This is a genomic window from Acidobacteriota bacterium (assembly GCA_040754075.1).
Lineage (GTDB): Bacteria > Acidobacteriota > Blastocatellia > UBA7656 > UBA7656 > JBFMDH01.
On the sequence record JBFMDH010000018.1, the window covers coordinates 90,408 to 105,411 of the forward strand.

The 15,004-nt window shown below is 46.8% G+C and carries 14 protein-coding genes; 8 read left to right on the forward strand and 6 right to left on the reverse strand.

From position 1 onward, the window contains the following. Window positions 1–163: 163 nt before the first annotated feature. Window positions 164–541 (forward strand): RidA family protein, encoded by a 378-nt coding sequence (locus AB1757_18990; protein ID MEW6129133.1) that lies wholly within the window; start codon window positions 164–166, stop codon window positions 539–541. A gap of 74 nt (window positions 542–615) precedes the next feature. Here the strand turns inward: AB1757_18990 and rpmB are convergent, their stop codons facing one another. After that, window positions 616–807, reverse strand: a complete 192-nt coding sequence (gene rpmB / locus AB1757_18995) for a 50S ribosomal protein L28 (GenBank protein ID MEW6129134.1) — start codon at window positions 805–807, stop codon at window positions 616–618. A gap of 102 nt (window positions 808–909) precedes the next feature. Between rpmB and AB1757_19000 the strand changes: the two genes are divergently transcribed. Together AB1757_19000 and AB1757_19005 are read left to right on the forward strand one after the other, a co-directional pair. Further along, window positions 910–2,121 carry a SurA N-terminal domain-containing protein gene (locus tag AB1757_19000; protein ID MEW6129135.1) on the forward strand — a complete coding sequence of 404 codons (1,212 nt, stop codon included), beginning with the start codon at window positions 910–912 and terminating at the stop codon, window positions 2,119–2,121. A gap of 74 nt (window positions 2,122–2,195) precedes the next feature. After that, window positions 2,196–4,085, forward strand: a complete 1,890-nt coding sequence (locus tag AB1757_19005) for an ABC-F family ATP-binding cassette domain-containing protein (GenBank protein MEW6129136.1) — start codon at window positions 2,196–2,198, stop codon at window positions 4,083–4,085. A gap of 29 nt (window positions 4,086–4,114) precedes the next feature. Here AB1757_19005 and AB1757_19010 read toward each other — a convergent pair whose 3' ends face one another. Beyond that, the gene (locus tag AB1757_19010; protein ID MEW6129137.1) at window positions 4,115–4,792 is read right to left on the reverse strand and encodes a hypothetical protein; all 678 of its coding nucleotides are present in this window, start codon (window positions 4,790–4,792) and stop codon (window positions 4,115–4,117) included. Window positions 4,793–5,495: 703 nt separating this feature from the next. Between AB1757_19010 and AB1757_19015 the strand changes: the two genes are divergently transcribed. The 5 genes from AB1757_19015 to AB1757_19035 all read left to right on the forward strand — a co-directional run bounded on the left by AB1757_19015 (window position 5,496) and on the right by AB1757_19035 (window position 11,287). Further along, window positions 5,496–6,059 (forward strand): DNA-3-methyladenine glycosylase, encoded by a 564-nt coding sequence (locus AB1757_19015; protein MEW6129138.1) that lies wholly within the window; start codon window positions 5,496–5,498, stop codon window positions 6,057–6,059. 88 nt (window positions 6,060–6,147) lie between these two features. After that, window positions 6,148–7,179: a uroporphyrinogen decarboxylase gene (gene hemE / locus AB1757_19020; GenBank protein MEW6129139.1), complete on the forward strand. Its 1,032-nt coding sequence runs from the start codon at window positions 6,148–6,150 to the stop codon at window positions 7,177–7,179. Window positions 7,180–7,184: 5 nt separating this feature from the next. Continuing rightward, window positions 7,185–8,267 carry a ferrochelatase gene (hemH, locus tag AB1757_19025; protein MEW6129140.1) on the forward strand — a complete coding sequence of 361 codons (1,083 nt, stop codon included), beginning with the start codon at window positions 7,185–7,187 and terminating at the stop codon, window positions 8,265–8,267. Next, complete coding sequence (gene hemG, locus AB1757_19030; GenBank protein ID MEW6129141.1) at window positions 8,243–9,649, forward strand: protoporphyrinogen oxidase; 1,407 nt, start codon at window positions 8,243–8,245, stop codon at window positions 9,647–9,649. Before hemH ends, hemG begins: the two co-directional genes overlap by 25 nt. A 75-nt stretch (window positions 9,650–9,724) precedes the next feature. Continuing rightward, a complete protein-coding gene (locus AB1757_19035) occupies window positions 9,725–11,287 on the forward strand; it encodes a mechanosensitive ion channel family protein (protein MEW6129142.1) in 1,563 nt (520 codons plus the stop codon). Window positions 11,288–11,334: 47 nt separating this feature from the next. Here AB1757_19035 and AB1757_19040 read toward each other — a convergent pair whose 3' ends face one another. The 4 genes from AB1757_19040 to AB1757_19055 form a co-directional block, all read right to left on the reverse strand. Next, window positions 11,335–12,612 (reverse strand): dihydroorotase, encoded by a 1,278-nt coding sequence (locus AB1757_19040; GenBank protein ID MEW6129143.1) that lies wholly within the window; start codon window positions 12,610–12,612, stop codon window positions 11,335–11,337. A gap of 73 nt (window positions 12,613–12,685) precedes the next feature. After that, window positions 12,686–13,645, reverse strand: coding sequence for an aspartate carbamoyltransferase catalytic subunit (locus tag AB1757_19045; protein MEW6129144.1), 960 nt, complete (start codon window positions 13,643–13,645; stop codon window positions 12,686–12,688). 77 nt (window positions 13,646–13,722) lie between these two features. Next, the gene (gene pyrR / locus AB1757_19050; protein MEW6129145.1) at window positions 13,723–14,268 is read right to left on the reverse strand and encodes a bifunctional pyr operon transcriptional regulator/uracil phosphoribosyltransferase PyrR; all 546 of its coding nucleotides are present in this window, start codon (window positions 14,266–14,268) and stop codon (window positions 13,723–13,725) included. 72 nt (window positions 14,269–14,340) lie between these two features. Next, on the reverse strand, window positions 14,341–14,844 hold the full coding sequence (locus AB1757_19055) for a hypothetical protein (protein ID MEW6129146.1): 504 nt from the start codon (window positions 14,842–14,844) through the stop codon (window positions 14,341–14,343). Window positions 14,845–15,004 lie beyond the last annotated feature (160 nt).

A 15,004-nucleotide genomic window follows, 5' to 3' on the forward strand; every position in this document is an offset into this window, starting at 1 on the left:
GCCATCATTTAATAGATAAACGACAAATCTGAAAAGTCCGGATTGCAATCTATTCGATGAAGACGATTTCCCTGCCCCAACAAGTTGGACAAGCGCATATTCATCTGAGATAATTTGCAATTTCGATAATGCAAATGATTCATATCTGTGGAGTCTCAAGACAATGAAAGAACCTGTGCAAACGGATAATGCCCCGAAAGCGATTGGTCCCTACTCCCAAGCCATTAAAGCCAATGGCATGGTTTTCGCCTCAGGACAAGTTCCTCTGGACCCGGCAACCGGTCAATTGATCATCGGCACCATTGCGGAACAAACCGAGCGGATTTTTCATAACCTGAGTGCGGTGCTGGAAGCGGCAGGGACATCACTGGACAAGGTGGTTAAAACCACGGTTTTTCTTGCCGATATGAATGATTTTGGTGAAATGAATGAAGCCTATGCGCAGTTTTTCAACGACGTGCCACCGGCTAGGTCAACCGTAGAGGTTTCACGATTACCTAAAGATGCGCGAGTCGAAATTGATGTGATTGCGCTTTTATAGGTGAGAATTTCAAATCTCAAATTCTATTCAGATGTTGGTAAATGGAATTTGAGATTTGAAAATTGAAGGTTTTATCAGGCAGCTTTGACAACTTTACCGGCCTTTAAACAACGTGTACAAACTTTCAGGCGTTGCACACTGCCTGCAACATTGGCACGAACGGCTTGAAGGTTCGGTTCAAAGCGACGACGGGTGCGATTGTTCGCGTGGGAGACGCGATTTCCAAATTGCGGGCCTTTGCCGCAGACATCACAACGTTTAGACATGATCGTACTCCTCGGTTAAGAATTATTGCATTTAAGCAAAGCGACAATGTAACACGGACGGGCTATGTGCCGTCAAACCATTTTTTGCGAAGGAGCGGATTCGTGTTTGACTCTAATCGAAAATTATTCTCTATTTTAATTCTCCTCACCGGTCTCTTTATTGCAGCATGTAATGATAATGGCGGCGGCGCTGGCGGTGATGTGGTTGCCAAAGTCGGTTCTAAAGAGATCAAGTTGAATGAGGTTGACCGGCTTATCAAACAACAACTTGATCAAAGCCCCGGTGCGACTTTTAACTCGGCTCAACTTGCCAACGCGCGAATGGCAATCCTCGACCGAATGATCGAAGAAGAAGCGCTTTTCCAGAAAGCTCAAAAAGACAATCTGGTTCCCGATGCCAATAAAGTAAACCAGGAGCTTCAGAACCGTAAACAGTCAGCTAAAATCACCGATGATCAGTATAAAGAGCAATTGAAACAACTCGGCATAACCGAAGACGAAGCCAAAGAACAGATAAAGCGTTCTCTGGCGATTGAAGCTTTACGCGACAAAGAAAAAACCCGCGTCGCGCAACCGACCGATGATGAAGTAAAAAAATATTTTGAAGAAAATAAGGACCAATTCCGCGCGGTTCGCGGGGTGGACTTCTCAATCATCGCAACTTCACCGGCAAACAACGGCGGCGATGCCGGCGCTGAAACCAAAATTAAAGCCATATATGAACAACTGAAAAGCGGCACCGATTTTGCCACACTGGCTTCCCAACGCTCCGAAGATCAAAACACTGCCATTCGCGGTGGCGCGGTCGGATTCATGTCCGAAGCAGAACTCAAACAGGCATTTCCCGGTCGTCAGGATGTCATTGACAAATTGATGAAGGAACTCACCCCCGGTCAATATACCCAGCCGCTACGCGATAATGTTGCAGGGGTTTGGGCGATTTTTAAACTCAATGCGCGGCGCGAAAAGGAAGAAGCGCTTACCTTGGAAATGGAAGAAGTTCGGAAAAGTATCGTTGACACTTTGACGCAGCAACGCCAGCAGGTTTTGTTCAATGCCTTGATTGCGACGGCGATTGCCGAAGCCAGCGTTAAAAATTATTTTGCTGAACAGTTGGTGCAAGACCCGAAACGCATTTCGGATATGAAGCCTTCTGCGTTGTTGCAACAAACCGGTCAACAACCCCAACAACAACCGCAGCCCAGAGTTGAAAATCAGAATGCCCAACCTGCAAACAGCAACGCAACACCGGCAGGCAACTCGAACGCGGCTCCGGCAACGAGCAAGCCCGCTTCAGCAAATTCCAATAAATAGTGGTCGGTAGTCGGTAGTCAGTTGCCGGTTAATCATTTCACCGACTACCGACTGCCGATTACCAACTACTGAAAATGCTTTTCCGTTTAGACGAAGTTGTAAAATTTTATGGCGCGCATTCCGTATTGCGCGGCGTTACCTTTCAAATAAATCCCGCAGAACGTGTTGGGCTGGTTGGTCGAAATGGCGCAGGCAAAACCACCATATTCCGTTTAATCACTCACATTGAAGAACCTGACGAAGGCGAGGTATCCCTTCTAAAAGGTCTGCGTGTCGGATTGCTGGAGCAACGTCCGACATTTGATAGTGATACCTCTGTCCGTGACCAGGCGCTTTCGGTCTTCAACCAATTTCAGTCAATGGAATCGGAGATGACCCGCCTTGAACACTTAATGGGCGAAAAAGAGGGCGATGAACTCCACGAAATTATGCAGACCTATAGCGACCTCCGCCACGCTTACGAAATGGAAGGCGGCTTCTCGTATCACGCGCGGGCTGAATCGGTTCTGGTCGGGTTGGGGTTCAGGCAGGAGGATTTTTCTCAACCTGCCCGCGTATTAAGCGGAGGGCAAAAATCCCGTCTGGCGTTAGCTAAGTTATTATTAACGGAACCCGACATACTATTGCTGGATGAGCCGACCAATCACCTTGACGTAAACGCCGTTGAGTGGCTGGAAGATTTTCTCAGCGAATACAAAAAGGCTTTCGTCATCATCTCGCACGACCGGTTTTTACTGGATAAACTCGCTACGAAAATCATTGAAATCGATGGCGGACGCGCAAACATTTATACGGGTAATTATTCCGCCTACGTTCGCCAACGCGAAGAACAACGCCTTGTGCAAATGCGCGAATATGAAAAACAGCAGGAGTTGATTGAACAAACCGAAGAATTCATTCGTCGCAATCTCGCAGGGCAAAAAACCAAACAGGCGAAATCCCGGCGTAATATGCTTGAACGAATGGAGCGCGTCGAATCGGTCAGTGAACAACAATCCACCAATTTTAAAATGCAAACCGTCGCCCGGACTGGTGATAACGTTCTCGCAGTCTCCGATCTCGCCGTGGGATATGGAACTCATAAACTCGCCTCAAATATCAATTTTCTTTTGCATCGAGGCGAACGCCTCGGCGTCATCGGCGCAAATGGAACCGGAAAGACCACTTTTTTAAAAACTATCATAGGGGATTTAGAGCCGCTTGAAGGCGGAACCACCTGGGGCGCAAATGTCAATCTCGAATTTTTCGACCAGGAATTATCCGGTCTCAATGACACGGCTATCGTCATTGATGAGATGGCGACTATCGCGCCACGCGCATCCGTTGGTGATTTGCGCGGTTATCTGGCGAGATTTTTATTTACCGGCGATGACATTTATAAACCGGTCAGCGCACTTTCGGGCGGCGAGCGCAGTCGACTGGCGCTGGCGAAATTGATTTACAGCAGAGCCAATGTTTTGGTTTTGGACGAACCAACCAATCATCTGGATATTCCCTCACGCGAGGCGCTGGAAAATTCGCTGGCAGAATATCAGGGGACGATTATCACGGTCTCGCACGACCGCTATTTTCTCGATAAAATCGCCACCGAAATTCTATTTTTTGAAAAAACCGGGGTGACTCATTTTAATGGGAGCTATTCGGAATTTTATGAGTATCGTCATCGCCAACTAAAAATTGCTCAGGATGAGACGCGAAAAACTCAGAAGATTAAATCCAATGCATCTCCCTCAACGATTAAGCAAAAAACCAAAAAAACCAGCCGCCCAGTAGAACAGATTGAATCGGATATCCATGAGGTTGAAAAAAAATTAGCGGGATTAGCTGACCAATTGGCTAACCCCGCATCGGGATGGGGAGTGCAGGAATACGCTCAGATAAATGAGCAACAAGAAAATCTCTCTTCCCGCCTGGAAGACCTTTACCGGGAATGGGAAACTGCCGCGCTTGATTCAACTCCATAAAGGTTTCAACCGAAACCCCTCAATCATTACTAAAAATATTTCTTCAACTCGTTATTGAGCAATTCCTGAAATCGTTTTAAAGCCGGGTTTGAGGCATCGCTAACCTGGGGCGACCAATAAACCAGACATTGATTCCATTGATTCAAAGTCAAGCCATTTTCCTTTAAGACAATTTCGCGGTCTATCTGCTTTGCAGGGTCGTTCGGGTCTTTGCGATAGTTCATCGCCGCAAAAATTCTGGTGTAATCTTCAAGGCTGACCGGTTCAACCCCGCCGCGTTTTTTATCCATCGCTGGCGAGTAGTATTTTAAAAATCCGAGTGAGACACGATTTTGCAGACTGGGGTCAGCCATGCGTTCCGTCCAACCGGTCTTTGCCGCTTCCCAGGCATCACGAGACACCCCTTGTGAATTGGCAATCGCCAGACACCGGGCTTCGTCTTCTCCGCAGTCACTCATATCGGCAAGCAGATTCGCATAAAGTTCCAATGAAACCCCTTGAATCGGCGCAAATTCAGGTCCCGACATCTCCAAGCCCGGTTGCTGTGGCATTTGCGCAGGCGCAGGTTTCGGAGTCGCCACCTGTTGAACAAAATTGCTTGCGACACTGTGGGCACTACTTTCTAACGATTTCCCAGAATCAAAAACGCTTTTCGCCGCATCGACTAAATTAAAGTTATCTCCGGTTAATTTCTTCCAAAAACTCATGGCTATTCCTCTTGGTGATTTCCAATATTAATTAGACTGCAAATTTCCAATCCGGTTTTATCGGGCTAATGAAAATGTTGGGGGCATCGGTTGTTATTATTTAATGGTTACCGGTCGTTTAATCCATTCCATATTGCAAAACCTTTTCTAATAATCGGTGATGAAGTGATTCCCGGGTTGCGCCACCTCCGATAGAATAAATAACCGCCCGAAAAGCGTCACCACATAAACAAGTAGTTGAATCGGTTTCGTCAAATAAACTCTCAACCTGGCGGGTGAGGTGAATTTTATAAAACCTGAAACTTTTCAAAGACGACCTTAATGATGACCGGGTAAGTGGATGGTCAAAAAATTCTAAATTTGATGGGTATCTGCTAAAGCCTGTTTTGCCTTAGCTGGGGTTTGCAATTCTCTGAAAGCGATTTTCCGTAAATAGTCTGGCACTCAGTTTACGATTTAGCCTCGCGGAATCGAAACCGCCTCACCCAAAGCCAAAGCAGATACCTCCGCTATCGAAGCTAATAGTTATTAAAGAAAATGTCACCGCATATTTATGTAGGAGAGATTTGCTTCCTTTTTTTCAGCAGCAGGAAATTATGACCAACGTGTGATGCTGCCTTCAGTCTAATAGCTTTAATTAAAATTCGTCGCGATAGCCTTGATAAAACCCATAAAATCGTCGAAGTTTAATCGGGAAATGAACTTGATAAACCAGAACTTTTTTTCACGAGATACCTTAACCGTTGCAGAAAATTTGATTGGCACGACCTTGGTGGTCGGTGAATGCGAAGGGCGAATTGTCGAAACCGAAGCCTACAAAACCGACGCTGCCTCGCACGCTGCGAAAAAAACCAATCGTAGCGCGTTGATGTACGAGACCTTTGGGCACATTTATGTTTATCTGAATTATGGGATGTATTTCTGCCTGAATTTCACCTGTGAACAAACCGGAGTCGGGGCTGTGCTAATCCGTGCCATCGAACCAATCAAAGGAATCGAGTTGATGAAAAAACGACGTGAGATTGATGACCTAAACAAGCTCACCAATGGCCCCGGAAAATTGAGTATGGCTCTTGGTATTGATTTACGCTTCAACGGACAATTGATCGGGCAATCCATTAAATTGCGCGAACGTGCTGACTCCCCTCAAATTGCCATCAGCCCACGCATTGGCATAACCAAAGCGACGGAACTGGACTGGCGTTTTTTTGAAAAAGGCAATCGGTTTGTCAGCCATTTCAAGGCAACGAAATCCACACTTCCTTGAGCCACGTATTTCCGGTTGTTACAATTTCCTATCGTTTCCAAAGAAAATTTGAAATAAACGCAAAGCAGTCTTTATTCTGAATAAACTTATGAAAAATGATTTATTGATTCGCGCCGCCAAAGGTGAACCGGTTGAACGCACGCCGGTTTGGATGATGCGTCAAGCCGGGCGGTATTTGCCGGAATATCGCGCCGTTCGCAAAGATATTGATTTTCTAACCCTCTGCAAAACCGTTGAGCTTGCTGTCGAAGTATCGCTGCAACCGCTGCACATCGTCGGCGTTGATGCGGTGATATTGTTCAGCGATATTCTGATTCCGGTCGAAGCGATGGGGCAGGAAGTCCGTTTGACCGAGAAAAAAGGGCCGGAACTTCCAGACCCGATTCGCACCCGTGAGCAAATTGATAAGCTCATCGTTCCAGACCCCGTGGAAAAAACTGGTTTCGTTATGGAAATTGTGCGAACGTTAAGGAAAGAGATTGATGGCGCGGTTCCGCTCATCGGGTTTGCCGGTGCGCCCTGGACGCTTGCCGCCTATATGATTGAAGGCGGCGGTTCAAAAAATTATGGCTATGTGAAACAGATGATGTTTAAAGAGCCGAAAACCTTTCACGCGCTGCTGGATAAAATTTCCGACACCATCATTTTATATTTAAATGCTCAAATCGAAGCCGGGGTGCAGGTTGTTCAACTCTTCGACTCCTGGGCAGGTGAATTAGCTGCGCCGGATTACCGGGAATTCGCCCTTCCCTATCAACAAAAAATTTTTGCGGCGCTCAATCGTGAATCCGCTCCAGCGATTATGTACATCAACAACAGCGACCATTTTCTTGAAGATATGGCAACCTGTGGCGCGGATGTTTTGAGTCTGGATTGGCGCACCGACTTGACCGAGGCGCGCAGTCGTGTGGGCGATAAATTCACCCTGCAAGGAAACCTCGACCCCTGTGTGTTGCTCTCAACCCCGGAAATCATTCAGGAAAAAACTCAGGCTATCTTAAAAGCGGGCGGCGGGCACAAACACATCTTAAATCTTGGTCATGGCATATTGCCGATGACGCCAGTTGAAAACGCCCGCGCGTTTATCGAAACCGCAAAAGCCTTTGTGCCGAATCGTTAATCAAGATGAGTGACCAAATCAATAATGAAGAAAAGCTCGGCGTCCTGTTATTAAATCTTGGAGGTCCCGAAACCTTAGCCGATGTTCGCCCGTTCCTGTACAACCTGTTTGCTGACCCGGATATTATTCGATTGCCGTTTAAATTCTTGCAAAAACCCTTAGCCTGGTTGATTTCGTCGCGCAGACACAAAAAATCTTCCGGTTATTATGCGCAGATTGGCGGCGGTTCTCCACTCAGAAAAATCACTGATGAACAGGCAAACGAACTTCGCGAAGAACTCAAGCGAAGAAATCTCAAGGCAGAGGTTTATGTCGCCATGCGTTACTGGCATCCGTTCACCGAAAAAGCCCTTGAGCAAATCGAAAAAGATGGCATCACCCGGTTAATCATCTTGCCGCTCTATCCGCAATTTTCGATTTCAACCACCGGTTCGAGTCTCAATCGCATCAATGAAATCACCAATAAAACCGGGCAAAAATTAGCGAATCAATCGGTTATCTGTAGCTGGCAGGATGATGAAAATTATATTCGCGCATTGGCTTCGATGATTAGTGAAGAGTTAAAAGGTTTCGTAAATCAAAACCCTTCTGATATTCATCTGATTTTCAGTGCTCACAGCGTTCCGGTAAGTTATGTTGAAAAGGATGGCGACCCTTATCTCGCGCACACCCAGGAAACCGTCAAACTGGTAATGGAACAACTCGACAATGCTTATCCCCATACGCTTGCCTTTCAAAGCAAAGTAGGACCCGTCAAATGGCTGGAGCCGTCAACCGAACAGACCATTCGCCAACTGGCTAATGAAGGCGTATCGCAAATGTTGCTCATCCCCATCAGTTTTGTTTCCGAGCATATTGAAACGCTTTACGAGTTGGATATTCTTTATAAGGGAGTTGCCGATGAGGTTGGTGTAAAAGATTACCGCCGGGTTTCAGCTTTAAATTGCCGCCCGGAATTTATCTCGACCCTTGCTGACCTGGTTGAAAAAGAATTAACCGATTCCGCGAGGCAACAATTAAACATTTGCCCATATTACGAAGTGAGCTGTCAAAAAAACACCTTATGCAAAACACCCACAAACAAGTAATCGTCCTGGGCGCGGGAATTTCCGGTTTAGTTTGCGCTTATCGTTTAAAAACGCTCGGCGTGAATGTCGCGCTGATAGAAAAATCAAATCGCGCCGGTGGAGTCATCCAAAGCCAAATGATTGATAATTACTTAATTGAACGCGGACCCAACAGTACGCGGGGCACAGCCGAATTTTTATCACTCGTTGATGAGTTAGGATTAACCGACGACCTCATCGAAGGAAACCCCAAAGCTCCGGCGTTCGTTTTCTATAAAAATAAAATGCGCGAAGTGCCGATGGGTCCACCCGCGTTAATTAAAACCAATTTGTTGAGTTTCGCAGGTAAATTAAGACTCTTTAAAGAACCTTTCGTCAGCAAGCGGGAAGCCACCAACGAAGAGAGCGTCTATAGTTTTTTTTCGCGCCGCCTGGGCATTCAGGTAGCGGAACGATTGGTTGCGCCGTTTGTCTCCGGGATTTATGCGGGAGATGAAAAACGCTTGAGCGTGCAAGCCGCCTTTCCAATGCTTGCGGAACTTGAAAGTGGCTCCGGTAGCCTGTTTCGTGGCGGGATAGCAAAAGCCAAGGCGGCAAAAAAAGCGAAATCTGCGACTACTGAAAAACCCAAAACCAAACGTTCGGTTTCATTCCGTCAGGGTTTATCTCAACTCACTCAAAGGCTGGCAGAAAAACTTGGCGAAGATTTCATTCAAAATGCGGAATACGAAATCCAGTTTCATACCGAGGTATCTGAAAAACAGGTAGACAGGTTTACCATACACCTGAACCATTCCGATAAATCGACAACCGTTTCCTGCGAGCATCTGATTTTTGCAACCCCTGCCTATGTTGCGGCGGAACTTCTTGAACCTCATGCAAAAGAATTGAGGCAATTGCTCACGGAAATCGAATATCCCCCGGTTGCGACGTTGCATCTGGCGTATGAGAAATCCGATTTCCCCAATCCGGCTGACGGGTTCGGAGTTTTAGCTGCGCCGGTTGAAAACCTAAAGATTCTCGGTTGTCTATTCAGTTCGAGTTTATTTTCAGGTCGCGCCCCTGAAAATAAAAATTTATTCACCGTTTTTATGGGGGGCGCTCGAACGCCGGAGTTGGTGGGCTTGAGTGATGATGAGTTGGTTGAAAAAGCGCACCGTGATTTACAAACCATTTTGGGCGTTAACAACCCGCCCCAGGTTTTATCAATCACCCGTTGGTCGCGAGCCATTCCGCAGTACAACATCGGTCATGCAGCGAGAATGCATAAAATCAAAAAGTTATTCAATGACATCAAGGGATTGCACTTGATCGGAAATTATCTGGATGGGGTTTCAATCAGCGATTGCGCTAAAAATGCCGAAATTGCTGCAAATGCAATTGCCCAATCAATCCGACCGTAAGCTGTCAAATTAATCTTCAATAACTCCACCTATGGCTTGCGAATTCGTAAACGCAACCGTAGGATTTGCGCGACCATGAGTTTCTGGCAAATTGTAAAAGACACTTCAGGTATTGGCGACTTCCTGCTTTGGGGCGTGATTGGATTTATTCTAATCGCCTTTTTGCTGTTTAATATCGCCACCTCTGAACGAAAACGCATTCGCGCTTCGATGTTTATTTTTGCGCTCTCCTTCATCGGATTGTTAGCCGCGAGTGCCATCAGCTATTTCGGTTCAGGATCAGAGAATTTTTCTTATCGCTCGATTCGCTTTGTCTCGCTTTTCTTTGCGAGCATCGCCATTATCAATCTCGCAGGGGTTTTCTTTTTCGGAGTATTTTTAAAATCCCTGCGTATACACATTCCCCTAATTTTACGCGATTTAATTCTGGCAATCGCTTACATCATCACCATCATCACACTGCTGTCTCGCAATGGCGTAGACCTTGCCGGAATTGTCGCGACTTCGGCAGTCATCACCGCAGTCATTGCGTTTTCTTTACAGGATACATTGGGCAATATCCTTGGCGGTCTCGCCCTGCAAATGGAAAATACCATCAATGTCGGCGATTGGATTCGCATCAATGAACTGGAAGGTCGCGTACAGGAAATTCGCTGGCGTCAGACCTCGATTGAAACGCGCAACTGGGACACCATTATTATCCCGAACAGCACCTTGATGAAGGGCCAGTTCACCGTACTTGGGCGTCGTCAAGGAATGCCGCTGCAACATCGCCAATGGATTTATTTCAATGTCGATTTTCGTTATGCGCCTTCTGAAGTTATTCAAACCGTCGAGGATGCATTACAGGAAGAACCGATTCAACATGTCGCGCTGGTTCCGCCACCTCATTGTATCGCGGTGGATTTCAAGGAAAGTTATACACATTATGCCGTGCGTTACTGGCTCACCGATTTAGCCATTCCCGAACCAACGGATTCGGTTGTCCGGTCGAGAATTTTCACCGCGCTACGTCGCGCGGAAATTCCACTTTCCATCCCGGCACAGGCGCTGTTTATCACTGATGATGATGAATCGCGTCGGGTACGTAAACAGAAAGAAGAAATCGAACGTCGCAGCAAGGCATTAAAGCAGATTGAATTATTTAATTCTTTAACCACCGATGAATGTCAGGAACTGGCGATGCGAATGAAATACGCCCCTTTTGTTCGCGGTGAAGTAATGACCCGGCAAGGCGCACAGGCGGATTGGCTCTATTTGATTCTGGAAGGTGAAGCCCAGGTCGACGTCAATGTCGAAGGAAAAACCGAAAAGGTTGCAACCCTCAGAAGCGGTGATTATTTCGGAGAGATGGCGTTGATGACCGGGCAACGGCGACACGCCAACGTCATCGCGATTACTGATGTCATCTGTTACCAACTGGATAAAGAAGCTTTTGAAAATATTTTGCGCAACCGACCGGAAATTGCCGAATACATTTCCCGGACGCTTGCCAAACGTAGCGTCGAACTGGAATCCATCAAGGAAGAATTGAAAGAAGAGGTGATGAATCGCCGGGTGCAGTCCAAGCAGAATGAATTATTGCACCTGATTCGTGATTTTTTCGGTTTGGAAGATACGTCGCAATTTCAAAATTAAAATTACCCCGATAGACGGTGAATTCATTGAACCCGAAAAGATAAATATTAATCGGTTTGAAAGACTTGTCTGCCGGAAACCCAGGTGGCGTGAACTTTTCCCTTAACCTCCCAATTTGCAAACGGCGTGTTGCGGCTTTTCGATTTGAATTTAGCCGGTTCGATTTTCCACTCCCTTTCCGGGTCAATGAGGGTTATATCCGCCTGACTTCCAACTTTAAGCGTTCCTTTTGGCAATGAAAACACCCGGGCTGCGCCAATCGTCAGCATTTCGATGATGCGCCTGAGCGGCACTTTCCCTGAATGGTATAAAACCTGCAAAACCACTCCCAGAGCCGTTTCCACGCCAATCACCCCAAATGGCGCGTGATCATATTCGAGCATTTTTTCATCAAGGTGATGGGGCGCATGGTCTGTGGCAATGGCGTCTATGGTTCCATCAATGATTGCTTCGATTAACGCTTCGCGATCACTTTCGGTGCGAAGCGGCGGATTCATTTTGGTATTGGTATCAAATCCGACAACCGCGCTATCCGTCAAAGCCAGATGATGCGGTGTCACTTCGCAGGTAACCGGCAATCCTTTCTGTTTGGCATCGCGAACCATCCGAATGGCTTTTGCCGTTGAAATATGCATGATGTGAACCCGCGCCCCGGTGATTTCCGCAAGCATTATATCGCGGGCAACGTGACTGTCTTCGGCAGCGCCGCTCATACCTTTCAGTCCAAGCTGAGTTGAATATTTGCCTTCGTGCATCACGCCGCAAGCCGACAAACAGGTATCCTGGCAATGGTCTGCGACCACTAAATCAAGGTCTCTGGCGTATTCCATCGCGTGGCGCATTACCTGTGAATTCATCACCGGCTTGCCATCATCTGTAACCGCAACTGCGCCTGCGGTTTTCATCTCTGCCATCTCCGCGAGTTCTTCACCTTTTGAACCGCGAGTGATTGCGCCAACCGGATAGACATTAGCGAGATTCGCTTCACGAGCTTTATCTATGATATATCGGGTAATCGAAGCGTTATCATTCACAGGCTTGGTATTGGGCATCGCACATATCGAAGTAAAGCCCCCGGCGACCGCAGCAGCACTGCCTGATGCGATGGTCTCTTTATACTCTTCGCCGGGTTCGCGCAAATGCACGTGAAGGTCAATAAAACCGGGCGAGACAATCAAGCCAGTGGCATCAAAAATTTCCAGATTATCTTCGGAAATCGCGTGACCGATTTGCGTGATTACGCCATTTTCAATTCGTAAATCGGCAATCTCGTCCAACCCTTGCGAAGGGTCAATGATTTTTCCGCCTTTGATTAATAAATTCATACTGGTTATTGGTTCAATAATTCGTTCATCAATGCGTTAGTGTCGGTCTCGAAAGAAAACCAATGACAAAAAGTTACGGGTTTATTTCGCCGACGCCACCGCTTTGTAACAGCAGATAGAGTATCGCCATGCGCACAGCGACGCCATTGGTCACCTGTTCTAAAATCAGTGAATTTGAATTATCGGCAACTTCCGAACTGATTTCGATGCCGCGATTGATTGGTCCCGGGTGCATCACTATCGCATCAGGTCGCGCGAGTTTCAACCGCTCCATGGTTAAGCCAAAACGAATGGCATATTCTTTCAGTGAGGGGAAATAGGCATCGGTCATGCGTTCGCGTTGTATGCGCAACATCATCACCACATCCGCATCGGTTATCGCTTCATCAATACTATTGCAAACCCGAAGCGAGCCTTCAGCCGGTTCAATGATTTCTTCAAAATGCGGTGGAATGAGCGTCCGTGGTCCCGCGATACGCAGGTGCGCGCCAAGTTTGGTCAACAGATGGGCGTTGGAACGCGCCACGCGGCTGTGGGTAATGTCGCCGATGATGGCAACCTGCAATCCGTTAATACGCCCTTTGCTTTCGCGAATCGTGTAGGCATCAAGCAATGCCTGCGACGGGTGTTCGTGTGCGCCATCGCCAGCGTTGACAATCGACGCATCAACCAATTGCGACAGTTGATGGGGTGCGCCTGATGACGAATGGCGAATGACAATCACATCGGGATTCATCGCCTGAATGTTGCGCGCCGTATCAATCAAGGTTTCGCCTTTGGTCACCGAAGAGGTCGAAACCGAAATGTTAATCGCATCCGCCGACAGACGTTTTGCCGCCAGTTCAAACGAGGTGCGGGTGCGGGTGGATGATTCAAAAAAGAGATTGATAACGGTTTTGCCGCGCAAGGTGGGAACTTTTTTAATCGACCGCGCGGAAACTTCTTTGAATGAATCGGTGGTGTCGAGAATGGTGTTGATTTCCTCGACGGTGAGTTCTCTGATGCCTAATAAATCTTTTTTATTGAATGCCATCTATCAGTGGTCGGTAATCGGTAATCGGTGGTCGGTGAATTTTTCCGACAACTGGCTACCGACTACCGGCTACAGCGTTATTCTTTTTCTACAACAACAACCTGCTCTTCTTCGTCGTATTCGGGCAACATCACTTTGATAATTTCCGCGTCAGTGGTTTGCACATACTTGCCGACATAATCGGCTTGAATCGGGAGTTCCCGATGCCCGCGGTCAATCAACACGCAGAGTTCGACTTTTGATGGTCTGCCGAAATCGACCAACTCATCCAGGGCGGCGCGAATCGTGCGCCCGGTGTATAGAACGTCGTCAACTAAAACGATGGTTCTGCCGGTGATGTCATTGGGAATTTCGGTTTTATTGACCACCGGACGCGGGCCGACGGTTGAGAGGTCATCGCGGTAAAGCGTGATGTCGAGTTGTCCGGTCGCCGGTCTGGTGCCTTCGAGTTGCGCGATTTTATCCGCGAGTCGTTCGGCAAGCGGAACCCCGCGACGACGAATGCCAACCAGCAGAACACTTTTGGTTCCGCCGTTGCGTTCGACGATTTGCAAGGCGAGGCGCGACATGGTGCGACTCATATCCGCCGCATCCATCACTTGAGATTTTTGTTTGAAATCCATATTGAGCCTCTGGGTCTCTTTGAAATCGGGCAGACTATAGCATGACTGAAATGGAACTACCAAGCACTGACGTTAATAGTCATCTGAGTCAGGATTTATTGAATGCACCCTTGTTAGAAAGTATAGAACTCCAATTATAATTCCAGCGGAAATACTTATGAATAAATTAAACAATGAAGATGAGTAAAAAAATTCCAAATTCCAGATAATAAAGCCTGTACCACCTCCCCAGGCTATCCCTTTAATAAAATCTCTAAGAATATGGTGGTTATATTTCCCTCCTTCTACCCAAATGAAAAAAAGAAATAGTATTGCCCCAATCAAAACAGACAACAAATTTTTCAAAGAGAGAAACGGCTCTGATGAATCACCTAGGCGTAAACGAATATAAATTGCCAGCAACCCTCCCCCAATCGCCCCGATTATAATTTCAAATAAAATATTTTCGCGTTTATAAAGACACCCATCACATTTTGTTTCTTTGGGTTGATGTAGCGGGAGCCGACGAATTCGCCGAATCTTTCCACAACCTGAACAAACCTTGCCTCGGATTTTTTTCTGTTTGTCTTGTTTCAAACAATCAAAACAAAACACAAGATTATTGGGTCGAGTCAGGTAAAGTAAGTCTCTTTTTTTGCAACTTACACATATCAAATTTCGACTTCTTATTTTTCTTATTGAAGCCATAAATTATTGGGTGATTTGAAATGTTAATAATTTTTTGGCAAAAGCCAAT